Source organism: Thalassolituus maritimus (genome assembly GCF_900156675.1).
Classification (GTDB): Bacteria; Pseudomonadota; Gammaproteobacteria; order Pseudomonadales; family Oceanobacteraceae; genus Thalassolituus; species Thalassolituus maritimus.
The window spans coordinates 328431-353929 of sequence record NZ_FTOH01000003.1 but is presented as its reverse complement, the minus strand read 5'-3'; the positions used below and the strand labels follow the sequence as shown (position 1 = coordinate 353929).

The following is a 25499-nucleotide window of genomic DNA, read 5'->3' as shown; positions in this document are numbered from 1 at the left end:
AGTCAGTGACAATCTGGAAAGGAAAATACGGAAGAGAAACTGGAGATGACCTCTGCCAGCCACACCCCGGCACACGAGTCGACCACTACCGTTGCTTCCTTCCGGACCTGGCGGGGTTCGCGGTGTATCGTTGCGAGGGGACCGACAAAGGCCACCATAACGCCCCGCGATCAGCGGGGAGGCGTACATTAGCCAAAACCCGCTTCAGAATCAAGGTCTTATGAACAATTCATTGCGTCAGATGTGGAGCCACTGCTCCAGTGCTTTGGTGATTACTTCCGCACGGGACAAACCTAACTCGTCAGCAGCGTCATCCAGAGCGGCTACGACGTGCGCAGGCAATTTCACTTCCAGACGATGCAAACCAGCATGTTTGTCGCGCAGACGCTGACTGCGTTTATTAAGGCGAGACTGCTGAGTTCTGTCATAGGGGTTACTGCGAGGGCGGCCCGGCCCTGACGAGCTGAACATATCTATCGTTGTTCTGTCTTCCGGCTGGACCGACATGGAGCTACCTTAACTGCACATTCTGAATACTGCGATGACACTTGCCGGCAACAGATGCCAACAAAGCGTGAATTATCCCCGAGAACCGCACAAAAGCAACTGACAGAGCTTACCAGTGTGCGCTTTTCTCTAATCAGACTTGTCATACTGCGGCGAGCGCAATACTGTAACTGGGTACCTCATTAAAGAAGCGACATCAGAGCGACAATGACACAGAAGCCCCAAGCGTTACCCCACTCTCTTGCCACACAGACGATCCACCCCGATTCTCTCGACTTCAAAACAACTGCGGATATTGAGCCCTTTCACGGGGTTCTGGGTCAGGAGCGAGCCGTCAACGCGATCCAGTTCGGCGTTGCAATGGAGCGCCCCGGCTACAATATTTTTGTAATGGGAGACACCGGAACAGGGCGCTCTTCCTACGTGCGCGACTATCTGAAAAGCGAGGCCAAACGTCAGAAGACCCCAGACATCTGGTGCTATGTAAATAACTTCAATAATCCGCGCGAACCTAAGGTGCTCGCACTGCTCCCTCAGGAGGCCAGCGACTTCCGCGGGCTTATGACTGAGTTAATTGATCAGCTGATTGCCAGTTTCCCAGCGGTACTGGAGCACCCGACCTATCAACAGAAAAAGTCGGCCATTGATTACACATTCAACCGTCGTTATGACCGGGCGATTGAGACGGTAGAGCGGGAAGCGCACAAGCGTGGCGTAGCGGTTTATCGGGACTCCAACGCTATCAGCTTCACCCCGATGCGCGAAGGCAAAGCACTGGATGAGACCGAATTTGCTCAGCTCTCCGAAGAAGAGCGGGAAACCTTCCACAATGACATCGCTGAGCTTGAACATATGCTCAGTGAGCAACTTGCAGAACTGCCACAATGGAAACGCGAAAGCAGCAATGAACTGCGCCGCCTGAATCAGGAAACGATTCGCGAGGCGATCACTCCCTTGCTCGCTCCGATTCGCGAAGCCTTTTCTCATCATGAGCCAGTGATGGACTACATCACGGTGATGGAAGAGCACCTTCCGTCCGTTGTTCTGGAAGAGCTGGTCGAAGAGCGCCTGATGGACCTGCGTGAAGAGTACGCGAAGCGCAGCAGTCTCGAAGATTCACTGCTGCCAAATATTGCCACGCATCATGCGCCTGACAGTGGCGCGCCAGTGATCTATGAGCCCCATCCGTCTTACGCCAACCTCGTTGGCCGTATTGAATACGTCAGTGAACAAGGCGCATTGGTCACCAATTATCAGAAAATCGCCCCCGGTGCGCTGCACAAAGCCAACGGCGGCTACCTGATTCTGGATGCCGAGAAAGTGCTGTCCGAACCCTTCGTGTGGGACGCGTTGAAACGTGCACTGCAATCCAACGAGCTCAAGATGGAATCTCCCTATTCCGAGGTCGGCCTGCTGAACACAACATCACTCGTCCCAGATGTTATTCCCCTCGATTTTAAGCTGGTGCTTATTGGCTCTCGTCAGATTTATTATCTGCTTCAGGAATACGACGAAGACTTTAAACGTCTGTTCCGTACACTGGTGGATTTCGACAGTGATATCGAACTGACTGAACCCCACGTTCAGGCCTACGCTCAACTGTTGAAGAGCCGGATCGAAGAGCAGCAATACGCCGACCTCGATAAAGCTGCCGTTGAGCGCATGGTCAGACACAGCGCCCGTCTTGCGGAACAGCAGGATACCCTGAGTGCGTTAATTGGTGATCAGTTTGATCTTCTGGCCGAAGCCGACTTCATTCGCAAGCTGGCGCAGGACGAATTAATCACCACAACTCATATCGATCGTGCGCTTAAGGCCAAACAGGAACGTACTGGAAGGGTCTACGACAAGCTTTTTGAGCAGATGCTGGACGGCACCGTGCTTCTCGAGACCACCGGCACCGCCATCGGTAAAATTAACGGACTGACCGTGATGTCACTCGGCGACACCAGCTTTGGCTCACCTGCCAGAATTACAGCGTCGGTATATCCGGGTTCAAAAGGTATTGTCGATATCGAACGTGAAGTCGCTCTGGGCCAGGCGATTCACTCTAAAGGTGTGATGATTCTTTCAGGCTTCCTGGGGAACCGCTATGCACAGAAATTCCCTCTCGCTATTTCTGCTCATATCGCAATGGAACAGTCTTACGGTTACGTCGATGGCGACAGCGCCTCTATGGCTGAACTGATTTGTCTTATTTCGGCTCTGATTCACTCGCCGATTGATCAGAGTTTTGCTATTACAGGTTCGGTCAACCAATACGGTGAAGCCCAGGCCATCGGCGGCGTGAATGAGAAGATCGAAGGCTTCTTCCGTCTTTGCAACGCTCGGGGACTGACCAGCAAGCAAGGGGTAATTATCCCAGCAGCCAATCAGCGTAATCTTGTTTTACATGATGATGTGCTTAAGGCCGTCGAGGCCGGTGAATTCCATATTTACTGCGTCCGCCACGTCGACGAAGCAATCCATCTGTTGCTGGACCGGGAGCCTGGTATCGCAGATGCAGAGGGCAATTACCCAGAAGGTAGCGTAAACGGAGAAATCATCAAACGCCTTGAAGCCATCGCCCGCATGACTGACCCTTCTCGCAAAGATGGGGAGTCTTCGGAAGATGACGCTTCGGGAAAATAGACCGACAGGTGACCGCTGAATTTAGACAGATAGAAAAAAGGGCTGAGTTTTCAGCCCTTTTTTATAAATATCGGACGTCACAGCAACACGCCAGCGTCAGGCAATGCGCACCGGGTGACGCCCCTTAATAATTAGCGAAACCAGTTGATCATAAAGCATTGAATAATCCACAGGCTTACTGATAACACAATCCATACCAGCCTCCAGACAGTCCTGACGCTCAGCGTCTGACACGCCAGCCGTCAAAGCTAACACCGGCAACCCACCACCCTCAGCTCGAATGATTCGCGTCGTGTCCATACCGCCAAGTTCTGGCATATGACAATCCATGATAATCGCATCAGCCACTCGCCACGCCTCACTGTCGATAAGCTCCTGGCCATTATCAAAGACTGCGACATCAAGACCTTTCTTTTCCAGAATTACCTGCAAGGTTCTCTGATTGGTGGCATCATCTTCACACACGAGAACTTTATAAGCCGGCCCGTCCTGGCTCCCCATAACCAGCGAGCTATCAATGCCAAGCGGCACCTCCAGCCAGAACGTCGACCCCTTTCCCTGACGACTTGTCACGCCGACGCTCCCCCCCATTAAGGACGCAAGGTCATGGCACAGACTAAGACCCAGCCCGGTGCCACCGTATACTTCTGCGGTAGCCTCTGTCTCTTGTACGTAAGGTTTAAAAACAGACGTGAGGCGATCTGGCGCTATGCCTATCCCAGTATCACTGACCGATACAAACAGCGCCCACTTATCTCCACTTTGAGTACCGTTCAGACGCACAGCGACCTGGCCGCCCGCTGGAGTAAACCTTGCAGCATTGCTGAGAAAATTAGATAACACCTGACGCAACCTGGCCTGATCGCCAATCAGATTAACAGGAATATCCGCTGAGACTTCGCACGTAAGCCTGATATCCTTTTGCCGGAGTATTGCTTCGTAAGTTGAGGCTGTTTTCTCCAGCCAATAACGAACATTAAACGCAGCTTCCTGAAGACGGAACTTACCCGCTTCAATTTTAGCAACATCGAGTACATCATCGACTACGGCCAATAATGTTTGGGTGGTGAATTCGAGACCCTGCAGAAGTTCAGTCCGTTCGGCTTCATCCGCATCGCCGAGCAACTCAATAATGCCAACCATACCAGTCAGAGGATTACGTACCTCATGGCTGAGGTGTGCAAGGAATCGCGATTTTTCTTCCAGAGCTTCGCTGGCAAGTTCACGCTCACGTTCAGCATTCATCGCCAGCGTGGCAAAATGTTCGGACAACAGAATATCCCGGTATCCTCGAAGCGCTGTCGTCAGGGAAACGTAGAGACGCTCTTGCGTGGACTCACTTTTGGCGAGGTAGTCATTGATATCGTAATTCTGAACAACCCGATATTCTGGCGCGAAACCAGCCTGACCGGTACGGAGAATAACCCGGATCTTCTGGTTATTGAGTTCTTCGCGAATGCATTCAACCAGTTTAAGGCCTGCGTCATCTTCTTCCATGACAACATCCAGAAACACCACCGCGATATCACTGCGTGCAGACAGTATTTCGCGGGCAGCCGCAGCCGAACGGGCCTGGATAACAGTAACCGGGCGCTGCTCAAAACGGTACCGCGACAGAACAAGACTCGTAACATCGAGTACCGACTGGTCGTCATCAACAACCAGAACGGGTATTTCGTCAGGTAACAGATCGCTTCCCGAGCGCGTGAGTTCTGTTTCTGTCATTTAGCAATCCTTTGCACTATTTTCTGCACTCAAAGCCCTGTTCCGGCTCAAAGACCCAGCATTTTTTCCCGAAGACTGGTCTGCACCGGGTCATCGGAGAGCCAGATACCAGCCATTGCAGAACGGAAATCCAGCCCCTCAACAACTTCAAGAAGCTCACCGTTACGATAAATCTCGGTTCCGGCGTCTGGGTTATAAACCAGATCAAAGACATCGCCGACCGACAAAGAGTTCCGGAAGGTTTTGATCATAGTTTCAACCTGAGGACGTATCGGACCCAGGTCTCCATGGGTAGATCTGACGAAGCCGTCCATTGCAGACTCTGCAAAACGATCAGCGGTCACCAGATCCGAAATAATAACGACACGGATATCCAGCGGGCTTCCGGAGGCAAGAATTCCGTCTGCGTCAGTCGAAACTTCCGGGAGGTACAATGCGGCGACATACGCATCGATGAAAAAACGAGACCGAACACCGGCACCATTTAAAACCATAGTGTGACCAGAAAAAGTAACCTCTTCTGGTACAGATACACCTTTGAGCTTTACATCTGCAAATGCAGCGGAGGCAGAGAGAGCCAGCGCTGTACACAGAAAACACGATGAGACCATTTTTATAATCATAGGCAATCCCTTTATTGCTGCTACATAGTTTCAGCGTTTGCCCTGGATATTACAAGATACGCCTCAACTCGCGCCGATACTGGCCCAAGCGCCCCTCCTGATAAACAGCCTTGCCACCTGTTTGATCAGTGAAACTCACGCAGGTTTTTCTGAACAAATCGCAGTGTCAACCCGACCAGATTTTCACCGCTGTCGTAGAAACGATCATCCAGAGCTGCGATTTTATCAGCATGTTCGCTTTCGATATTATCGAAAGCATCAATGCGATCATCTTCATCTGAAGGAATATTACGATCAGGAAACAGATCGACTATCTGATCAAGCAGACCAGCCGACACTGGCGCTTTAATACGCTCAAGTGCTTCGAGCGTGTCTTCCGCTTTAGCGCCTGCTTCGTGGTGAACGAACTGCACGAAACCACCGTTCTCCATCTCTCTCAGCAACTGATCGAGACAGAAGACAGTTTTCTCTGCTTCATTCAGGGAGTCATAGCCATTCTCGGCTTCTTTGTCGTAGATCACATCGGTGATCTGCAGGAAGGAATCAGTCTCATCGGCAACATCTAAGGCTGCCTGAATCTCCATGTTCATAGGGTCCTACTCGAAACTCACTTAATTGCCCAAGTAAAAACCACCTTAGCCCAGAGCGCGCAAATTGACAAAGGTTTTCATAGCCCCCGGCCGGAATCGACCAATATGTCATTAATTTGCACCGCTGCGGCCTCTGGCGCTTCCATAGGAAAGCAATGACCACCATCAAAAACATGTTGCGAAATACGCTTGTTCCGGCCCACTGCACGCTTTACTGCTGGACGGATAAACGGATATGAACGTGTGGCGACAACAATATCGACCGGCACACTGACCGTTCTCACTGCCTGCCAGAGGCCTCGAGGATAAGAACCGAAAATGGAGGCCTCCCAACGGGGATCACAGGCTAGCTCGATCTCACCAGAGTCAGTTGTACGGACTGCATAATGAGCAAATGCGTCCAGCGCTCCGGGGGTCCAGTTGCGGTATAACGACTTCGTTGACAGGTCTGTTTTCAATGCATCCACCGACGGCCATTCCGAGCGACGCCTGGCAACCGAACGCACCAGAGACGTCCGCTGCCATAGCCCTGTTTTTCTCATCAGTCTTTGGTAGAAAATAACTTCCCGGCTGAACAGCACCGGATCAAGAAGCACAACTCGGGAAAACAAGTCAGGATAACGCGCTGCGGCAAGCAGCGTCACCACACCGCCCATACTGTGACCTATCCCCGTTACTGGCCTGTCAATGCGAGCGGCGATACTGTTTGCAACGCGGTCAGCCATATCATTCCAGTCTGGCTGTGCGTTGACATCCGGTCCCTCTGAGGCGCCATGTCCTGGTAAATCAGTGAACAGCAGGGGCTGACTTCCATCTGTAATTTCTTCTGCCAGGGGAGCTAACGTGAGTCCGCAAAAACCGTTGCCGTGAAGAAAATGAAGCGGTTCTCCTTCACCCTCAATGCAATCGTAGGTAGCCAGTCCAGCTACCTGCCGGGTGTCCAATGAATGCCCAGCGCAGATTGCGCCATCTAACGGGAGTTTGTTCACTTTGCGACCACCCTGTTAAAGAAATTGTAATCATTGCAGGTCTTGGGAACGATAGCTACTGGTGCAGTTCTGAGAGGGAGTCTAGTTTGATTGTGACATCAGAACGTCCTGAGGAGCCCACCCATGACTGCAGCAGTAACCTTAAAAGCACTTGAAGCCAACCGCATGTTTACCGACTTAAAAGACGCAGAGGCGCGGCTTGAGCAAGCCAGCCGGGACCTTAAGGCTGGCGCTATTGATGAAGCGACGTATCAGCGCGAAACTGACATCTGCATCAAGATCATTCGCGCCTGTCAGGATTAAGCGGCGGCAGGAACGCCACTGTGGAAACGGAATTCCGGGTCCGGGCTAAGAATCAACTCCCGCTCAATTTCACGGAACTCGTCAATCCGCCATTGGATATCTGTGCCCGCATATTGTCTGGCAAGCTCCAGATAATCCTGGTAGTGGCGCCCTTCTGAGCGAAGCAGAGATCGATAGAATTTGGCCAAGGTGTCATCGAGGTGCGGAACCAACGCCGCGAACCGTTCGCAGGAACGCGCTTCGATTAAAGCGCCACAGATAAGCACATCGACCAGCTCATCCTCTCCGCCCTTACGAACCAGTTCGCGCAACCCAGAAGCGTAGCGTGACGACGACACGTGACGATAGCTGACACCACGGTCCTTCATGATGCCAACCACTTGTTCGAAATGCAGCAGCTCTTCGCGCGCAAGCTGACTCATTTTTTTGAGAAGGTCATCGCGATCAATGTAGCGGTACAGAAGGTTCATTGCTGTCGAAGCGGCTTTTTTCTCACAGTTAGCATGGTCGATCAGCAGTAATTCCTGATTCTCGAGAGCAACATCAATCCATGCGCCAGGTGTTGGGCATAGCAGGAACTGATTAATCTCTGCCATCACGTCATCAAGATTCATGCCCCGGCTTCCTCTGCAACCTGTTCAAGAATGGTCCGGATCTCGCCTTCGAGCGGGACAGCCTTTTCGGCCACCGGATCCATCACACAGAAGGTCACTGTGGCATCGACCACCATCTCAGTCGCCCCATCTTTCTGACGAGTCACGGTCTGTTCAAAAACGGCGCTTTTACTGCCAATTTTTGCCACACGAATCCCGAGATCCAGAACATCATGGATAACCGCAGGGCGTCGGTAGTTGATATTGGTATTCACCACCACCATCGAAAGCCCAAGCGCAGCGATTTTTTCGGCAAAGCCAGTGTGATCCATAAACTCCCAACGAGCTTCTTCCAGAAACTCCATGTAGCGTCCGTTATTAACGTGCTGGTACACATCAATATGGAATCCACGAACTTTAATCTGAGAAGACATATCTGCTCCGCTGAGGCCTGTCAAAATGGCGGGCAAGTTTAGCCGATCATGACTTTGCCCTCAATGAAGAGAGACTGATCCCTAACTCGAGATCGGTTCTGAGGGTCGCCAGAACACGAGTCCGGATCGCCGAAGGAATCCCCTGTTCCAGCGCATTTGAAAGACGTTCGGGCAATACCTCTGGCCAGCCGATCGCATGATCCAGGCTACCACAGAGATCGAGAACCTGAGCGGCACCCTTCTTACCGATGCCCGGCACGCCCGGCAAATGATTTGTCTGATCACCGCACAGAGCCCAATAGTCGGTCAACTGAGCAGGTGCCAGTCCCCAGCGCTGGTGCACAGCTTCTTCATTCCAGAGAAATCGATCAAAGTGATTAAGTACAGATATACGTTCTGACACCAGCTGGCAGAAGCCTTTATCGGTCGACAGAATGGTTACCTGAAGGCCGCTACGGGCAGCCCGGTCCGCCACCGTTGCGACGACATCATCCGCTTCCCAACCCGACATGCGGTAACTGTGGATACCGCTGCGCTCAAGATCCGCCCGCATGTCAGAAAGATCGTTAGCCAGCGCTTCAGGCATGGGCGAACGCCCGGCCTTGTACTCTGGCCAGATGCGGTGGCGCCAGGTCGGCTCCTGATCCTCATAGACCATTAACAGATGTGTGGCTTTGCGTCCCCGGACGTTGGCACCAATGATATCGATCACTTTATTGCGGGTTGCTTCAGCTGCAAACTCAGAGTCTTCCACCGCAGCATAGACCCGGCGTATCAGATTCATCGCATCGATTAACAGCAGATGCATCAGTCAACCTCCCCGGAGGCTTGTTGAGCCTGCCATAGCGCCGCGTAACGACCGTTCTTTGCCAGAAGTTCTCTGTGGTTGCCACGTTCTGCGATCTGTCCGTTTTCCAGAACCGCAATTTCATCGGCATCGACAACCGTCGATAGGCGGTGCGCAATGATTAACGCAGTATGCCCTTCGGACACTCTGCGAATCTCTTTCATAATGCTGCGCTCAGTTTCAGAGTCTAACGATGAGGTCGCCTCGTCAAAGACCATAATGGCGGGTCTTTTAAGTAGCATTCGGGCGATGGCAATGCGCTGTTTTTCACCACCAGACAGTTTTAACCCTCGCTCCCCCACGACGGTTTCCAGACCGGCTGGATTTTCTGCAACCAGCCTGTCCAGACTTGCCATCTGTACAACGTCCTGCAGGTCTGCCTCGCTGGCATCCGGGCAGGCATAAAGCAGGTTATTTCTGAGTGTGTCATTGAACAGGACGGTATCCTGCGGAACGATGCCCAGGGCCTGCCGCAACGACGCTTGAGAAACATCGGTTATAAGCTGACCATCGATACGTATCTGACCGGATGCCACATCGTAAAAACGGAACAGCAACCGGGTTATCGTTGACTTACCCGCGCCGCTGCCGCCAACAAGCGCGAGCGTCTTTCCTGCAGGCACAGAAAAGCTCAATTCATTAAGTACCTGTCGACCGTTGCCATAATCAAAACCGACCCGATCAAACACCACCTCACCGCGAGTCACATTCAGGCCTTTGGTGGCGTTATCGGGCACGTCGGTTTCAATATCGAGCAGAACAAACATCCTCTCAATATTAGCGACCGACGCCTTAATCTCGCGATAAACAAAGCCAAGGAAGTTCAGAGGCAAAAAGAGCTGAAACATAAAAGCATTCACCAGCGTGAAATCACCCAACGTCATCTCCCCGATGAGCACATAGTGTGCTGCTGACATCAACATGCAGGCCATGGCGACTGAAATAATAAGCGCCTGACCACTGTTCAGGGTAAACAGCGACAAGCGGTTCATGCGTCGGGCTTTTTCCCAGCGGGCAAGTGAACCATCGTAGTCAGCCGACTCCCGCTCTTCTGCGGTGAAGTACTTAACCGTCTCATAGTTGAGAAGGCTATCAAGCGCCCGGGCATGCGTTGATGAGTCCATCTGATTGGCTTCCCGCACATGGCGCGTACGCCACTCCGTGACCTTCACTGAATAGCCGACGTACAGAACAACGGCTACCAGGGTGATCCCGGCAAACACAGGTGGGTAGTTAATTAAGAGAAGAACGATCACCAGCCCTAGCTCTAGAAATGTCGGGAGGATATTAAAAATCAGAAAACGCATCAGGAACGAAATGCCGTTAGTCCCTCTCTCGATATCACGTTGCAATGCCCCCGTCTGACGGTCCAGGTGAAAAGAAAGACTCAGGCTGTGAAGGTGCCGGAACAACGCCAGTGACATTCTGCGCATCACCCGCTCTGCAACCCGGCCAAACAGAAGATCGCGGAGCTCCCCGGCAAACACGGTCATAAATCGCACAGTGCCATAAGCCAGCAACAACAATAGCGGAAACGCCGCCCACCAGTTCTCCCCAATGGTGCCAGCTGCATCCAGATGATCGACCTGATACTTGAGCAGAAATGGCATAACGACGCTGGCCAGTTTGGCCAGCAACAAGCAAATCATCGCCCCGATGACCCGACCGCGATACTCCAGCAGGAAGGGCCAGATGGTGGTCAGCCAACGACGAACGCGCAGTTTGTCAGGCATGTCCACCGGTGTTGACTGGAAGCTTCTCATTGGCGGTGTAACCTGTTAGATATAGTCAAAAGGCCAAAGAGCATAAGGTTCACCTCAACGTGATTCAACGCATTTCCCGCCTTAACGCGGCTTTGCCAGAACTGGCAGAACTTGAGTCCCTCATCGAAGAGGGCAAACAGTACATGCGGATTCGTGTGCCTGCTCACATACAACACAAAGGTGAACATCTTCCTTTCTATGTTCTTGAAATGGGCAGTGCTGCCAAAGATGCTCCGGTGTTGGCATTGGTCGGTGGTGTGCACGGTGTCGAACGCATCGGCACCCAGGTCATTCTGTCATTTATGAAGAGCCTGGTGCGTCGTCTGCACTGGGACCCCGTTGTTCGCGATCAACTTGAACACCTCAGGCTATTAATCATCCCCATCGTCAATCCGGGTGGCATGGCTGAGAATACCCGCTGCAACCCTAACGGTGTGGACCTGATGCGCAATGCGCCGGTTGAAGCCGAGGGCAAAACGCCATGGCTGGTGGGCGGACAACGCATCAGTTCCGCACTGCCCTGGTACCGCGGCAAGCCTGGCCGCCCCATGGAACCCGAGAATCAAGCGCTAAGCGACGCCATTCATCATGCTCTGCGCGATCAGAAATACTGCATTAGCCTTGATTGCCACTCGGGCTTCGGCACCCGCGACCGACTCTGGTTCCCATACGCTAAAAGCACTGCCCCGTGGCCCGGAATAGGCGCTGCTCATACGCTGACTGAGCTGTTTGAACACAGTTTCCCAAGTCACGAGCAGTATCTGTTTGAGCCGCAGGCGCATAGCTATACCACCAACGGTGATATGTGGGATTACCTCTACGATGATTACCGGGCCATGCAACCAGAAGGTTGTTTTATTCCTATCACTCTGGAAATGGGTTCCTGGCTTTGGGTTAAGAAAAACCCACGACACCTCCTGCGTTACCACGGTTTATTTAACCCGGTACTACCCCATCGCCAACAGCGCATTCTGCGCCGGCATCTGGTTCTGTTCGACTTTTTGATGTCTGCTACGCGGACCATGCCGCAGTGGGCGCCTGAATCAGCGGCAGATCAGACGCGAGCCCTTCAGTCTGCGCTTGAACGCTGGTATCCGGGAATGAGCGGAAATATCACACCGGCAGTGTGAAGCGAGCGCCGCTTCCGCTACACTAGGCGCCTGATGTATCTGACGGATTTCCTAACCTTATGCCACGTCTGCAACACCTGCTTGTATCACTCACGTCAGCCGCTTTACTGACCTGTCACCATGCCGCATTGGCTGATGTTACCGCCGACCTTGGAGTCACCTCTGAATTTGTGCGTGACGGCATAAGCCAGACCAGTGGCAAAGCCGCCTGGCAGGCAGGCATGACGGCCACCCATAACTCAGGGTTTTATGCTGGCGCCTGGGGCAGTAACGTAGACCACGGCAGCGCAGATAGCCTGCACTCCGAATGGGATGTGTATGGCGGTGCTAACCTGCCGCTCTGGCGAGCATGGTCTGTTGATGCCAGCCTGACGCGCTTCACTTTCCATGGTGACGCTGAAGAAAAAGGCGATGCATATAACGAAACAGCACTTCGTCTGTTGTGGGATAACAACCTGACTCTGGGATACCGGGCGGCAGACGGCTATTACGGCAGCGAGTACAACCTGCATACCCTCGAAACAGCCTACACCTTTCAGACCGGGTCTTTTTCAATCGAACTCTACGGCGCCAATCACCGCTTAGACGGCACCGACGAAACGACGAACTTCGGTAGCTCGACGGCTGACGATTATTGGCACTTCCGCGTAGGAGCCGCCAGAACCTGGAATCACTGGGATTACCGCCTGACCCTGGAACGCACTAATCTGGGTGGCGACTTCGATGCAGGCACTCTGATTCAGTTCAGCGTCCACCGCTTCTTCCGTATCTGGTAACAGGGTAAACGCTTGAAGCCGTCCTCTGATAAACCTGTACTCGTTTTTCTTCGGGGCCTGATCCGCAGCCGTTATCACTGGCTGGAATTCCCGGAGAGGTTTGCAGAGGACTTTCAGGTTATTCAACCTGAGTTACCCGGCAATGGCTATCAGTACTCCCAGACAACCCCTTCTGACATTCCGTCTATGATGGAAAACATTCGTGCACAGGTTCGCGCTGAGTACCAGGGGCCGATAACAGTAATTGCTGTCTCTATGGGGGCTATGATTGCTGCAGAATGGGCCCGCCAGTACCCAGACGAGATTGAATCACTCCATCTGATCAATACCAGCCTCGCCAATATGTCATATCCGTGGGAGCGTATGACGGCCGTGTCATTTTTCAGGTTGCTGTTCTGCTTTGGCGACCGCCTGCGACTCGAGCGGACCATTTTTGATCTGACCATAAACCGCGCACTTACCGCTGGTGAATCTGCTCCATGGATCCGTTTTGCAGATGAACACCCGCTGCGCTGGCGTAACGTATTCGTGCAACTGATCGCCGCAAGTCGCTACAAAGGCCCGACCAGCGCACCAGTCCATGACGTGTTCTTCTACAACGCAGCAGGCGACAGGCTAGTAAAACCAGGCTGCACCGCGCGCATTGCGCATCGCTGGAAGAAGCCTTTGCTCACACACCCTTCTGCAGGGCACGACTTACCTGCCGACGACCCGGACTGGCTGGAGCAATCAATCCGCGCTCAGCTCACACCGCGCACCGACTGATACCCACTCGACGCACGGTTGCCCGGCGAGGCAAAGAGCCGGGAATTCATCCTGATCAATGTAGATGGTGTCCGCCAGTTCAACACCCCGCGGAAACGACAGCTGCCCATCTGGCTCAATAAAAAGCGGTAGGCTGGCAATATTGCGGTAGTAACCAAGCAGCGTGGTCTGATCAAACACCAGTAAGCTGAAATATTGGGAATAATCCGCACCCTTTACCCGCTCAAGACCAATCAGTGTCCGATCATGGTGAACGCCAAAGTAATAGTACGAATTCACGTGGTCGCCTTCGCTGTTATGAATCAGCGGGGACCTCATAGACTCCAGGCACAGTTCAGCCTGCTGAGGCGTTACCGCCTCGGTAGCAAAGTAACTTGCAGCGTCCTGCGGTTCCAGCGCGTAGGTCACGGGAACCAATAGTACTAAAGACAGAAATACCCGCCAGCACATACCCAACCTTAATCCTCAGGGTTGCGTCAGTTCCAGCTTGGTGCCGAGGTATTTTTCGAGGTCCGGCAGTACGAACGCATCATCCTCTGACACAAAGCTCACCGATACACCTTTGGCACCTGCCCGGCCAGTCCGGCCGATACGGTGAACGTAATCTTCCGGATCTTCCGGCAAGGTGTAGTTGATAACATGACTGACGCCATCAACGTGAATACCGCGACCAGCGACGTCTGTGGCAACCATGATATTTACCCGCCCGTCACGGAAACGCTCCAGTGTACGGACCCGTTTATCCTGGCTGACTTCGCCAGACAGAAGAACAGCAACGTGGCCGTTCTTGTTCAACTTATCGCACAGATTACGGGTCAGGTCGCGACGGTTGGCGAAAATAATCAGTCGCTCTGGCTTCTCTTCGTTCAGTACCCGCTCCAGCAAGCTATATTTGTCTGAGTCGGCACAGAGATAAAGCTTCTGATCAACACGATCAGTCGTTACCTGCTCCGGCTCAATTTCAACCTTCATCGGGTTCGTGGTCCACTGATCAATCAGGATACGCACATCAAAATTGAAGGTTGCGGAGTACAGCAGAGTCTGACGGTATTCTTTTGGCGGCGTCCCACGGACAATCCGCTTCACGTCAGGAATGAATCCCATATCGAGCATTCGGTCAGCTTCATCAAGAACGAGCACCTCAACCTGATCCAGGAACACATCCTGACTCCGCATAAAGTCGATCAGACGGCCCGGTGTCGCTACCAGTACGTCGACCACATGATCCCGCAGCATTTTGCGTTGCGAGTCGTAGTTCATACCACCGACAACGGTGACAGTATTCAGACCGGTGTATTTACCCAGTGCTTCCGCATCTTTACCAATCTGCAGTGCCAGCTCACGAGTCGGCGCGATAATCAGCGCACGAGGTTCACTGGCGAAGCGCTCTTCCGGCTGGACAGTCAGGAGACGGTTGAAAATCGTCAGCAGAAAGGCCGCTGTCTTACCCGTGCCAGTCTGCGCCTGACCAATCATGTCACGACCTGTCAGCGCTGCAGGCAGGCTCTCCGCCTGAATCGGTGAGCAATACTGAAACCCGGACTCATGGATACCGCGCATCACAGAATCAGGCAGCTGAAGATCGTGGAAACGGGTTTTTCCTTCCTGAGGCTCTACTTTGAAATCCGAGAGATTCCACGGAGTTTCTATAACGTCTTTCTTCAGCTTCTTGTTCTGTGCAGTGGCCTTATCAGCCCCAGCGTTGCGCTTAGAGCCATGACTTTTGGCATTTTGCGTTGGCTTATTTTTCTGAGCCGGGGCCTTTTTAGCAGCTGCGGGCTTCTTCGATTCCGGCGCCGGCTTTGAGGCGTTGGATTTGAACAGTTTCTTTAACAAACCTATCTCCGTTCAGATATTTTCTGGCACAAACAGATGCGTACCAAATAGTGTATGGCGGTGATAATAATCCAATAGCGCCTCTTTTAGTATCTCAGCACGCTCTGGCAGCCCGTTTTTGAGATACCATGTCGCCTGTTTGACCACGGCACCACGGAATTTTTGTCGCCCCAGTTCCACCGCCTCGGGGTCGCCATCCAGATTATCAGTACTGATATGGAACTTGCGCCCGCTCGCCTCTGACAGTATCCACTCCAATGCCTGCGGTTTTACTTCGACCTGCTCAAACTCTCGCTGTCGTTCGGCAGAACGGCCGTCGGGCTCATACCAGTAACCATAGTCAACAAGCTTACGCCTTTCAGCGCCCGCAATGCACCAGTGTGCAATTTCATGCAGCGCAGATTCGTAGAAGCCGTGGGCGAAAATAACCCTGTGGTAAGGCACTTCAGTATCCGCCGGGAGATATTCAGGCTCACCACCACCCGAGACCAGGCGAGTGTTTTCAGAGACGCTGAAAAGCCGGTCAAAAATAGTTACGAGATCAGCCGGCAAAAGTTCGATGACGTCGGGTTGTTTTAGCAAGTTCATTTTCTTTCTGTTATTCAATATCAAGCACAGGCACAATAGCCGCGCCTGTCAATTATACGGTTCAACCTCTGTTTCGCTATGTCTACCGCACACCCTACCTCTTACCACCAAGAACCAGCATCAGACCTCAAAGCGATTCTTAAACTTACGGGCCCGATTCTTCTTACACAGCTCGCGCAGGTCGGTATGGGCACCATTGATACCGTCATGTCGGGATACGTGAGCACCCGTGATCTCGCCGCCGTCGCGATTGGCAGTGCCGTCTGGACGCCTATATGGCTATTTCTCGCAGGCGTTCTCGTTGCTCTCTCACCTGCCGTAGCCAAAGCACGTTCAGGTCCATCGGCGTCATCCGCCATACAATCCCTGCTGGCTTCGGGCATTTCGCTCGGGCTTCTGACGGGCGTCATTCTCGGAGGTATTACTGCCGCTATCGCGGTAGCTCTGCCCTATTGGATTGACGACACGCATACGGCAACAACCGCGAAATACTACCTACTGGCCATCGCAACCGCGATGCCCATATCCGGAATATTCCTCGCACTCAGATTCCATGCCGAAGCTGTTGACCAGGCCCATCACGTTACCCGCATCATGCTGATTGGTTTAATACTTAATATTCCGGTAAATGCGGCGCTGATCTATGGCTGGGGGCCCCTTCCGGAACTGGGTGGTATCGGTTGCGGCATCGGAAGCGCGATCGTCGTCTGCTTTATGACCTGGGCGTTGCAATGGGACTGCCGACGCTATCGGGCCGAGCAAAGCATACGCCTGTTGTCATTCTATCGCTCAACCGTCACCGACCATGTAAAAAGCCTGAGCCGTGTTGGACTTCCCATCGGTGTGGCCATATTTTTTGAGGTCAGCCTGTTTACCGTTATTGCCCTTTTCCTGACCGACCTAGGTCCCGTCGTCGTCGCAGGTCATCAGGTAGCACTGAACGTCTCTTCAGTGACCTTTATGCTGCCTCTCAGCCTTGGCATGGCGTTAACGGTCAGAGTGGGTCATCATCTCGGCCAGCAGAACAATGCCCCCGTAGGAGCGCTCAGCCCTGCTCGACAGTGTGCCTGGCTGGGAGTGAAGCTCAACCTGTTGCTGGCTCTCTTTAATGCCGCAGTCATTCTGTCTGGCGCTGGTCTTATCGCGAATCTCTATTCTCCAGACCCAGCCGTGGTCTCAATCGGTGCCGCCCTATTGATCTACGCCGCGATATTCCAGATCCCCGACGCTATTCAGATCGCTGCCGCTGGTGCGCTCAGGGCCTACGAAGATACCTTCGTGGTCATGCTCATTACCTTCCTGTCTTATTGGGTCATTGGCTTTGGTACCGGTTGGTACCTTGCTTACGGGCTCTCAGAACCGATGGGGGCCGCCGGGTTCTGGATCGGACTCATTGCCGGCTTAAGCTCTGCAGCAGTTTGTCTGCTGCTGAGGTTGCGCATCGTAAGTCGCCGCTCCCAAGGCGTCTCTCCCGAGTGACATAGCGACAGACTGGCTCATTTAGCCTGCTCTGCAAGGCCGGAACCGACTTGTTCAGCGCCGGGTTTACTGTGCTAACATCTGGCCGTCAAAAGTTACAGAAACCCGCACAGGTATTTCACCATGAATGTAGCCAATCCAGACGTGGCGTATGAAGTCAGTATCAACCCAGCGACATTAGAAGAAATCGGTCGCCTGCCACTGACAACTCAGGAAGAGTTCACCACGGTATTTGATCGCGCGCGCGATGCTCAGAAAATCTGGGCACAGACTTCTTATAAAGAGCGTGCATCTTACGTTCTGAAAATGGCAGATTACATTCGTGATAACGCAGATGAGCTTGCAGGCATCATCAGCCAGGACAATGGCAAACTGAAAATTGATGCCCTAAATACTGAAGTTATTCCATCCATCATGAGCTGTACTTGGTACGCAAAAAACGCGCCTAAAGTGCTCAAAGATGAACTGCTTCCTCCTGCGTCCATGATGTTCTTCAACAAATGGTCAAAGCGTGTTTTTCAGCCAATTGGCGTTCTCGGCATCATCAGCCCATGGAATTACCCATTCAGCATTCCATTCGGTGAGCTGGTAATGGGCCTTATGGCAGGTAACGCAGTTGTGCTTAAAGTGGCTGCCCAGACGCCGATGGTCGGCGAAGCCATTGAGCGCGTTGTTAAAGCATCAGGCTTACCTGATGGCCTGTTTACTCATGTTGTTGGTTCCGGCTCAAAAGTTCTTTCATCCATGCTTGAGAACGGCGCGGATAAAATATTCTTTACCGGTTCCACCTTCGCAGGTAAGCAGGTTATGAAGTCATGCGCAGAGTATCTTGTACCGTGCAGCCTTGAGCTTGGCGGTAACGATGCCATGATCGTTCTTGAAGATGCACCTATCGAACGTGCCGTAAACGGTGGCATGTGGGCGGCCTATCAGAACGCGGGACAGTCATGTGGTGGCGTGAAGCGGGTTTACGTACACGAAAAAGTGTATGACGACTTCATCAAAATGGCCGTCGCTAAAACCAAAGCATTACGCCACGGTGATAACGGTCATGATGCCGATATGGGTTCAGTAACCACTGAGAAACAATTCCAGCAGCTCGAAAAAGAACTTCAGATGGCTCTCGATAATGGTGCTCAGATCGCTGCTCAGTCTCAGGCAGTCGGCAACCAGAATGGTTATTTCTTCCCTGCGACCCTACTGACTGACGTGACCTCTGATATGGAGTTCATGCAGGACGAAATCTTCGGTCCATTTATGCCTGTTGTGAAAGTCAGCTCTGAAGCAGAGGCGATCGAACTGGCGAATAAATCACAATACGGCCTGACAGCATCGGTCTGGACTCGTAATAACGCGCACGGCAAAAAAGTTGCCAAACAGCTTCACGCTGGTGCGGTTACCGTCAACGACCACCTGTATACCCATGGATTAAGTAACACCGAATGGGGTGGCCCGAAAGAGTCAGGTATTGGTCGTACACATGGCGCCCTTGGTTTGCTTGAAGTGGCTGAATCAAAAATCGTGAACTGGGATATTTTACCGACACTGAGTAAAAACAACGCCTGGTGGTTCCCTTTCGACGAAGCGACCTACGAGACCATGCTGAAATTGACTGCCTACGCGAAACCTCGCTCTGCGTTTGAATGGATTGGTCTTAATCTGACTGTTATTCCTAAAGTCATGAAGAAAATGATGAGTAGCTGGAAAGTGGACAACGACCGTTAATCAAAATAACGACTCGCCCTGAAAAAAGAAAAGCCCCGCACTGCGGGGCTTTTTCATGCTCGGATCAGTTCAAGTCCGTACGAAAATATTTAAGCTGCTCGACAAGATCCTCAGCGAGTCGCTCTACATTTTTTGAAGTACGACGGAGCAGGTCTGAAATATTTTTATGACCATCTGCAGACTCAGCAACTCTGGACAGATTGCTATCCATCTCAGCTGCCACTTGCTCCTGCTGCGTAACGCTCGCTGCTACCTGATGATTTATATCTTTTACCAGCGTCATATTGGTTGAGATTCCGGCCAGCTGTTCTTCCGTTGTATTTACCTCATCAGCGCAGGCTTTTGTCTCTTCAGCACTCAACTGCATTGCGCGAACAGAGTCATTGGCAACCTGAGTAATGGTTTCAATGACATCTTTAATTTCACTGGTTGCCACGCCGGTGCGTTGAGCGAGCGTACGAACTTCATCTGCAACAACAGCAAAACCACGCCCCGACTCCCCCGCTCGTGCTGCTTCAATTGCTGCATTCAAGGCAAGAAGATTTGTCTGCTCAGAAATACTCGCAATAACCTCGGCGACATTTGAAATTTGCTCAGCCGATGCATTCATCTGAGTAATTGCGACCGATGCGCCTTCCAGCTGACTAAGTACCGTATAAACGCGTTTCCGTACTGCTGATACTGAGTTAGCTCCATTGGAAGCCGCATCTGTAACTTCTGTCATCCGCTGCGCAGCATCACGCGCATTACCGGCGAGCACCTGAGTTGTCTGAACCATTTCAGTCATCGCGACTGATAGTTGATCCAGCTCCCGATACTGGCTATCTGAGCCAGCACTGACCTCAGAAGTGGAGCGTGACACGATGTCAGCCTCACGGTTTAGTCGGTCGCTGTCGTCCCGAATACGGCTTAACAACTCGGACAGGCGCGATCGCATTTTATTGATCGCAACAGAAATACGATCAAACTCAGGAACACCCGATAGCTCACATTCAAATGACAGATCGCCTTCTGCCAGGGTAGCCATTGTCTCTTCAATTCTGCGGATGGGTTTTGAAATAGCGGCAGCAATATATCGTGAGCACACCAGTATAAAGGCACCCCAGATAAGAAGACTAAACAAAGTCCAACCTCCCCGACTCAGGATAGCCGCCTGAATATCATCGATATATTCACCGGTACCAATATATAAATCCGATCCGGCAACTGGTGTGATAGCACTGAGTTTACTGACCGGTTCACCAGCACCCGGGCGAGGCCATTTATAGTAAACGAATCCTGTACCTCCCTTCTCGACCGCTTTCTTCATCTCACGAAACAGATAAACGCCATCAGGATCGCGAACCTTGGACACCGACGTCTCATTCAGTACGGGCTTGAAGGGGTGCATTTTCATAATTAGCTGCTCGTTAATTACAAAGAAGTACTCCTCACCGTGGTAGCGAGAACCGTTAATCGCGGAGAGGCCCTCCTGTAGGTCACCACCGTTGCTCAGCAATTGACTGAGCAGACTTGCCTGTGACTCGACTAACGCCGATAGCTGCTGTTTCTTCTCTTCCACCAGCTGATTCTGATACTGATGAAAATCGACAGCTATATAAATAACACCCATGAGAAATACAGCCGACAGCATTATCCATAAACGCTGACGAATACTCAGGCGCTCACCTTGCATAGTCACTCCACTATTGATCGTTATGTCATCAGCATTGACTATAGGAGGGTAACCGCGAGGTTCCAGATTAATTATCCGGCCAGGCCTAATTATCCCACTACTCTGAAAACAAGGATTGGATGAAATCCTGAGGCCATTTAGATAACGGTATAACTAAAGGGATTTACGGCGCCACTGTGCCACTAATTTGCGATCAGGGATCAGATCTGCCAAGGCGATGCTCAAACCACGTAGACCATCAGAATGGTCGACGGCAGCTTCAAGCGCAGCCAGTGCCGCAACCCACTCACCTGCGCTGGCCCAGTCAAAAAAAGCATCACGCAAGTTTGATTCAGCCCCATCTAGTTCAAGATCTCGCAGAGAAAGCCATGAACGGGCTCGCTGTACTTCCGGCGTTCGTGACTCTTCATCTGTCATTAATTCGAGTACGGAGCGCAATTGATCGAACTTTCCCTCTCTGAGAAACGTATTGATCTGAGGCTCTGACGGGAACGGCAAATGATCCCTTAAAAAATGCCTGATCCCTGACATTGACAGGTTATTGTGTTCGCGTGCGATCTCGTGACCACGATGATAGACAAGCAACATCGGAACTGTCCGGATCTGATGCGCTGTTACCCACTCTGGCGACGCTTCAGAGCGAACCTGTACAATGGAGCAGCGGGAATCCAAAGAAGGCTCAAGCAATGTCAGAAGCTGTTCTAATGCGCGACAAGGAGCACAATGTTCAGCTGTCACCTCGACGAGAAACCATCGATCACACAACTGCGACTCAGTAGTCAGTTGCTCCGCAGTCAACACCTTCAAAGACACGGCTACTCCCAATAATCGGTTACAATTCAAAGGCGATGTATGATAACGCCGGCCACCCGCAATTGGGTAGCCACTAAACAACACCCCATATTCAGAGCCACTATTACGATGTCAGTATCACCCGGCACAGATATCCCAGGTCGAAAGAAAACACTTCTGGTTTCAGTATTGATCTTCGTATGGCTGGCAGGATCACTGTTTGGTTTGTGGTGGTTTCAGCAGCAGTCACTGCGACCGTTTGTCGAAGCAGACGCCCCTGCGGAATCGCGCAGCCCCGACATTGTTGAGCAAGGCTTGGCAGCGCTACTGAAGAGAGTGTCGGCTGAATATCCTGAAAGTTCCGATGCACTGGTGACTGTGGTACATCTGTGGAACCCAGACTGTCTGTGCAACAACGTCAGTGCTCGTCACACCCGGGCCATTATAGAGCAATGGCCAGAAGGCGATGAAGTGAGATTTGTTATCTTAGCGCCAGAAACACTTCCAGAAAATCGACTGGCGGAAGCACGTAAACTCAACCCTAATGCTCTGGTCATGAGGGCGTCTGCCAATGACAAGCTACCTCTGACCGCCAGCCCCGGGCTGGCGGTACTCAGCCAGAATGCCAGCCTGGCATATTTTGGCGCGTATGGCTTTGGTGCCCTCTGCAGTCTCTCGGACGAAGCGTTATTCACCAACATGATTGAGCGTCTGCTCGCGGGCGAATCATACGGGCCTTTTCTGAATATTGCCGGAAGTGGTTGCTTCTGCGCCTGGCCGGACCCGACGCAGCTGCCGGTTGAGTAGCTGCAGTTGTCGAGCAAGATTTTTCTCAGCGCGCTCCAACATATCCTCTGTCTCTGATTTGTATACCTGGATAAGAGCACAACGTGCAGTGTGACACTGGGCTGCAAGAGACGGATATGTAAGTTCGATTTCCGCCAGCAACGATAAGGGTGCCGTCCCCTCCCCGACCGTAATTTCTTTTTTTAGCGCAGTGCGACGCAACTCTGACCAGATAAGAATCAGCCGCTTTCTTTTCTCCGGGCGCTGCTGCCACCATTGCCACAGAGCACCAATAACGAACAGACCCGCGATTGAGCCGGCGATAATATACAAACCGTCAACCAAAGCATCGATGCCAAACCAGCGGGACAACAGACCTTTCTGCGTTTCACCGTCGTATGCCAGCACCCACCGGCTCCACTGGTAATTAATAGTATCCAGCTGCAAGCGCAAACTGTTTACCCATCCAATATCGGTATAACGATGCGGGGACAGAGGGCTCTCCTCAAGAAAAGTGTCCTCCTCTAGCAGGGCTCTTTGCAGGCCATATTCAATCCGATCTGGCGCCACTGCTGAGGTCGGATCAACCCGGAACCATTGCTGGCCATCCCAGAGTTCAACCCATGCATGTGCATCATATTGTCTTACGGTCAGATAGCCATCCGGATGCCACTCCCCCCCTTGGTATCCAGCAACCACTCTGGATGGAATGCCAGCCGCCCGGGCAGCGAAGGCCATTGCCGAGGCATAATGTTCGCAAAAACCTCTGCGACCAGAGAACAGAAACTGATCAATATCATCTTCGCCGTAACGAGGTGGTTTAAGCGTGTAATAAAATGGCTGCTCTCGTACGAATCGTACGAACGCTTTAGCAAATTGCCCGGCCTCAGAGGGCAGCTCCCTCGCCCATTCCCGGATCATGGGGTTAGCGCCAGAAGGAAGCGCGAGATACAAATCAGGAGCGGTTCTCAATTCAGAGTCAAAGGCAGGACCAATAACCGGCTCTATTGGCGCACTGACGTCATATCTGATGCGCTGGTAAACAGGACGGTCGTATCTCAATAAACGGGTTGCTGTCAGTTCGATATCCCTGTCTCGGCTTACCGAGCCCGCCAACGCAAAAAGATACGCCTGCCCCGTTGCTTCCTGTATTACTTCGTAGTCGTAAGTGGCCTCTTCAATAATTGCAGGCATGGGTAGCTGAGCCGCATCCAATACTGACTTATCCCAACCGTCCCCGTCATGTTTATCCAGCGTCATGGCTCTCCAGTAGAGCTCGTTGCGGGCAGGCCTGGCACCATCAAAGGTCACCCTGAATGCAACTTCAGATGACTGACTAAGCTCCGAAATATCCCCCGGCTGCAGCCGCTCAGACAAACCGGTCAAGGCTGAGTCCGATTGCAGCGCTACGCTCCAGAGCGGACCAAGACGAGGAAATAAGAAATAGACGATGAGCATAAACGGCAAAGCCGTCAGTAATAGCTTTGCAGTGACGCCAAATACAGGAACCTGCGAAGATAATCCCGTTCGGGTGGCAGCCTGCGTTGCAACCATTGCCGCACAGGCCAAAACCAGTGTCCCAATCCCCTGAAGGCTATACAGAATGCTTTGATTAAAAAGAAAACCTGAGGCCTGAATAAATAAAGCAATAAAGACAACGACTATGCCATCTCTTCTGGTGGCCAGCTCCAGAAGCTTCAGAACTCCCGCCGAGATAAGGAAAGCGCTGCTACCCTCAAGCGAAATCCTGCCCCCACTGAGCGTATATACCCCCACACATGCCAGAACAACCGCAACCAGCTTTGCGAATCGTCCCGGAAATGAAAGATGGCCGGTATATACAAGCCATCGCCAGCCTAGAACGAATGCCACCATGAGATAAAGCCATACCGGCAGGTACCCCAGATGCGGCACGAGTGAACTCAGCACCGCCAGCACCTGAAGTAACAAGGCCTTTCTTGGGAGAGCGACACTGGTCATTCGCCTTCTCCCCATAGCGCCAAAGCCTTGAGGCAACGATGGCGATGCTCGCTACCGGTAGCAGCGGATATCTCTACGCCAGGTATCGACAGACCATACTGCCACCCCAATGCCTCAGCCTGATCAACCCACGAGGCCAACCTCGATAAACGAACTTCTGGCTCCAGGCCTTTGAGGCTCTCCCAGTCCAGCAAACACATAACGCCCTGCTCCTGCTCACGCTCAAACGACTTAGGAGAGCCGGTTCTGGCGGTATGCTTCCAGGAGATCTGATTCATGCTGTCACCACGTCCATACTCACGGATACCCGACACGTCATCACGCCCAATCAACGCCATAGCTGTGCCTTCAATCTCATCACCGTCACCGGCTGACAGATGCACGGGTGTGAACTCTGGCTTAGGATAAACAACCACATCAAAGTCGAGCGCGACCCAGCTCCAGGCACGGAACAAACCAAATGGGTACTCAGTTTCTACCCGGATCCGCTTCAATGGCAGACGCCCCCGTTTAAGAGTACGCCGCGTAAGGGCTGCCTCGAGCGACTCGCCCGGAGCCAGAGTAAAGTCCTGTTCGGTTTCCCCTGGGTACCCCACAGCAACTGCGACGGCCCAATTCCGGGCAGAAGAAATTCTGACCGGCAACTGAAGACTTTCGCCGGCACAACAGGACTCGACCTTACCTGCGGACATCTCAAGCCCTGAGAGATTACGGAAAGTTAACCAGATGGTGCCATGCCCCAGACTGACCAACCAGAAGGTTAAGCCATAGATGAGTGAATTCTGATAATTAATAGCGGTCAGCAACATGGCCACAAGCAGACCCGCAAAGGCCCATCCCGTTCGCGACGGGAGAATGAAAACATTCCGGTGAGACAGAGCCAAACGCGACACAGGCGGAATTCTGCGATTCAACCACGACTGAAACAGTCGCCTGCCCCATCCTTTTTTATCTGATTGGGA

24 protein-coding genes and 1 other RNA gene are annotated in these 25499 nt (G+C 52.4%); 8 read left to right on the top strand and 17 right to left on the bottom strand.

Annotated elements, in window-relative coordinates; all coding sequences use genetic code 11:
- Positions 1–50: 50 nt before the first annotated feature.
- Together ffs and ybfE are read right to left on the bottom strand one after the other, a co-directional pair.
- Positions 51–147: signal recognition particle sRNA small type (gene ffs, locus BW941_RS06505), an RNA gene on the bottom strand.
- Between the two features lie 90 nt (positions 148–237).
- The gene (gene ybfE, locus BW941_RS06500; protein ID WP_076514802.1) at positions 238–507 is read right to left on the bottom strand and encodes a LexA regulated protein; all 270 of its coding nucleotides are present in this window, start codon (positions 505–507) and stop codon (positions 238–240) included.
- A 207-nt stretch (positions 508–714) separates the two neighbouring features.
- On the opposite strand from ybfE, the gene BW941_RS06495 reads away from it, so the two are divergent.
- Positions 715–3138 (top strand): Lon protease family protein, encoded by a 2424-nt coding sequence (locus BW941_RS06495; RefSeq protein ID WP_076514801.1) that lies wholly within the window; start codon positions 715–717, stop codon positions 3136–3138.
- Positions 3139–3234: 96 nt separating this feature from the next.
- Here the strand turns inward: BW941_RS06495 and BW941_RS06490 are convergent, their stop codons facing one another.
- The 4 genes from BW941_RS06490 to BW941_RS06475 all read right to left on the bottom strand — a co-directional run bounded on the left by BW941_RS06490 (position 3235) and on the right by BW941_RS06475 (position 7065).
- Positions 3235–4863: an ATP-binding response regulator gene (locus tag BW941_RS06490; protein WP_076514800.1), complete on the bottom strand. Its 1629-nt coding sequence runs from the start codon at positions 4861–4863 to the stop codon at positions 3235–3237.
- 47 nt (positions 4864–4910) lie between these two features.
- Complete coding sequence (locus BW941_RS06485; protein ID WP_084188705.1) at positions 4911–5486, bottom strand: chalcone isomerase family protein; 576 nt, start codon at positions 5484–5486, stop codon at positions 4911–4913.
- Positions 5487–5611: 125 nt separating this feature from the next.
- A complete protein-coding gene (locus BW941_RS06480; protein WP_084188703.1) occupies positions 5612–6076 on the bottom strand; it encodes a DMP19 family protein in 465 nt (154 codons plus the stop codon).
- A 77-nt stretch (positions 6077–6153) separates the two neighbouring features.
- Complete coding sequence (locus BW941_RS06475; protein WP_076514799.1) at positions 6154–7065, bottom strand: alpha/beta fold hydrolase; 912 nt, start codon at positions 7063–7065, stop codon at positions 6154–6156.
- 123 nt (positions 7066–7188) lie between these two features.
- Here BW941_RS06475 and BW941_RS06470 point away from each other — a divergent pair, with 123 nt between their 5' ends.
- On the top strand, positions 7189–7368 hold the full coding sequence (locus BW941_RS06470; RefSeq protein WP_068438634.1) for a hypothetical protein: 180 nt from the start codon (positions 7189–7191) through the stop codon (positions 7366–7368).
- Here the strand turns inward: BW941_RS06470 and BW941_RS06465 are convergent.
- The 4 genes from BW941_RS06465 to BW941_RS06450 are packed head-to-tail and all read right to left on the bottom strand — an operon-like array spanning position 7365 to position 10975.
- Entirely contained in the window at positions 7365–7982 is a 618-nt protein-coding gene (locus BW941_RS06465; RefSeq protein WP_076514798.1) for a MiaE family protein, read from the bottom strand. The genes BW941_RS06470 and BW941_RS06465 overlap by 4 nt on opposite strands.
- A complete protein-coding gene (locus BW941_RS06460) occupies positions 7979–8395 on the bottom strand; it encodes an acyl-CoA thioesterase (protein ID WP_076514797.1) in 417 nt (138 codons plus the stop codon). Before BW941_RS06460 ends, BW941_RS06465 begins: the two co-directional genes overlap by 4 nt.
- Before the next feature lie 46 nt (positions 8396–8441).
- Complete coding sequence (locus BW941_RS06455; protein ID WP_084188701.1) at positions 8442–9203, bottom strand: 5'-3' exonuclease H3TH domain-containing protein; 762 nt, start codon at positions 9201–9203, stop codon at positions 8442–8444.
- Complete coding sequence (locus BW941_RS06450) at positions 9203–10975, bottom strand: ABCB family ABC transporter ATP-binding protein/permease (RefSeq protein ID WP_245820058.1); 1773 nt, start codon at positions 10973–10975, stop codon at positions 9203–9205. Before BW941_RS06450 ends, BW941_RS06455 begins: the two co-directional genes overlap by 1 nt.
- 89 nt (positions 10976–11064) lie before the next feature.
- Between BW941_RS06450 and BW941_RS06445 the strand changes: the two genes are divergently transcribed.
- Genes BW941_RS06445 through BW941_RS06435 form a run of 3 tightly spaced genes read left to right on the top strand, consistent with a single transcriptional unit; the run spans position 11065 to position 13676 of the window.
- Positions 11065–12135, top strand: coding sequence for a DUF2817 domain-containing protein (locus tag BW941_RS06445; protein WP_076514794.1), 1071 nt, complete (start codon positions 11065–11067; stop codon positions 12133–12135).
- Positions 12136–12194: 59 nt separating this feature from the next.
- Positions 12195–12911 carry a TorF family putative porin gene (locus BW941_RS06440; RefSeq protein WP_076514793.1) on the top strand — a complete coding sequence of 239 codons (717 nt, stop codon included), beginning with the start codon at positions 12195–12197 and terminating at the stop codon, positions 12909–12911.
- A gap of 12 nt (positions 12912–12923) precedes the next feature.
- Positions 12924–13676, top strand: coding sequence for an alpha/beta fold hydrolase (locus tag BW941_RS06435; protein ID WP_076514792.1), 753 nt, complete (start codon positions 12924–12926; stop codon positions 13674–13676).
- Here BW941_RS06435 and BW941_RS06430 read toward each other — a convergent pair.
- Genes BW941_RS06430 through BW941_RS06420 form a run of 3 tightly spaced genes read right to left on the bottom strand, consistent with a single transcriptional unit; the run spans position 13641 to position 16100 of the window.
- On the bottom strand, positions 13641–14126 hold the full coding sequence (locus BW941_RS06430) for a hypothetical protein (RefSeq protein WP_076514791.1): 486 nt from the start codon (positions 14124–14126) through the stop codon (positions 13641–13643). The genes BW941_RS06435 and BW941_RS06430 overlap by 36 nt on opposite strands.
- Before the next feature lie 15 nt (positions 14127–14141).
- Positions 14142–15512 (bottom strand): ATP-dependent RNA helicase RhlB, encoded by a 1371-nt coding sequence (gene rhlB / locus BW941_RS06425; RefSeq protein WP_436286950.1) that lies wholly within the window; start codon positions 15510–15512, stop codon positions 14142–14144.
- A gap of 12 nt (positions 15513–15524) precedes the next feature.
- A complete protein-coding gene (locus BW941_RS06420; RefSeq protein ID WP_076514789.1) occupies positions 15525–16100 on the bottom strand; it encodes an elongation factor P hydroxylase in 576 nt (191 codons plus the stop codon).
- A 78-nt stretch (positions 16101–16178) separates the two neighbouring features.
- Between BW941_RS06420 and BW941_RS06415 the strand changes: the two genes are divergently transcribed.
- On the top strand, positions 16179–17579 hold the full coding sequence (locus BW941_RS06415) for an MATE family efflux transporter (protein WP_076514788.1): 1401 nt from the start codon (positions 16179–16181) through the stop codon (positions 17577–17579).
- Positions 17580–17702: 123 nt separating this feature from the next.
- Positions 17703–19304, top strand: coding sequence for an aldehyde dehydrogenase family protein (locus tag BW941_RS06410; protein WP_076514787.1), 1602 nt, complete (start codon positions 17703–17705; stop codon positions 19302–19304).
- Positions 19305–19368: 64 nt separating this feature from the next.
- Here the strand turns inward: BW941_RS06410 and BW941_RS06405 are convergent, their stop codons facing one another.
- Together BW941_RS06405 and BW941_RS06400 are read right to left on the bottom strand one after the other, a co-directional pair.
- Positions 19369–20979, bottom strand: a complete 1611-nt coding sequence (locus BW941_RS06405) for a methyl-accepting chemotaxis protein (RefSeq protein WP_076514786.1) — start codon at positions 20977–20979, stop codon at positions 19369–19371.
- A 153-nt stretch (positions 20980–21132) separates the two neighbouring features.
- A complete protein-coding gene (locus tag BW941_RS06400) occupies positions 21133–21792 on the bottom strand; it encodes a thioredoxin family protein (RefSeq protein ID WP_076514785.1) in 660 nt (219 codons plus the stop codon).
- A gap of 108 nt (positions 21793–21900) precedes the next feature.
- Here BW941_RS06400 and BW941_RS06395 point away from each other — a divergent pair, with 108 nt between their 5' ends.
- On the top strand, positions 21901–22578 hold the full coding sequence (locus tag BW941_RS06395; protein ID WP_076514784.1) for a DUF6436 domain-containing protein: 678 nt from the start codon (positions 21901–21903) through the stop codon (positions 22576–22578).
- On the opposite strand, the gene BW941_RS06390 is transcribed toward BW941_RS06395, so the two are convergent.
- Together BW941_RS06390 and BW941_RS06385 are read right to left on the bottom strand one after the other, a co-directional pair.
- Positions 22498–24537, bottom strand: a complete 2040-nt coding sequence (locus tag BW941_RS06390; protein WP_076514783.1) for a transglutaminase TgpA family protein — start codon at positions 24535–24537, stop codon at positions 22498–22500. The two genes, BW941_RS06395 and BW941_RS06390, sit on opposite strands and share 81 nt — an antisense overlap.
- Positions 24534–25430, bottom strand: a complete 897-nt coding sequence (locus BW941_RS06385; RefSeq protein ID WP_175607873.1) for a DUF58 domain-containing protein — start codon at positions 25428–25430, stop codon at positions 24534–24536. The genes BW941_RS06390 and BW941_RS06385 overlap by 4 nt, the downstream gene beginning before the upstream one ends.
- Positions 25431–25499: the final 69 nt, after the last annotated feature.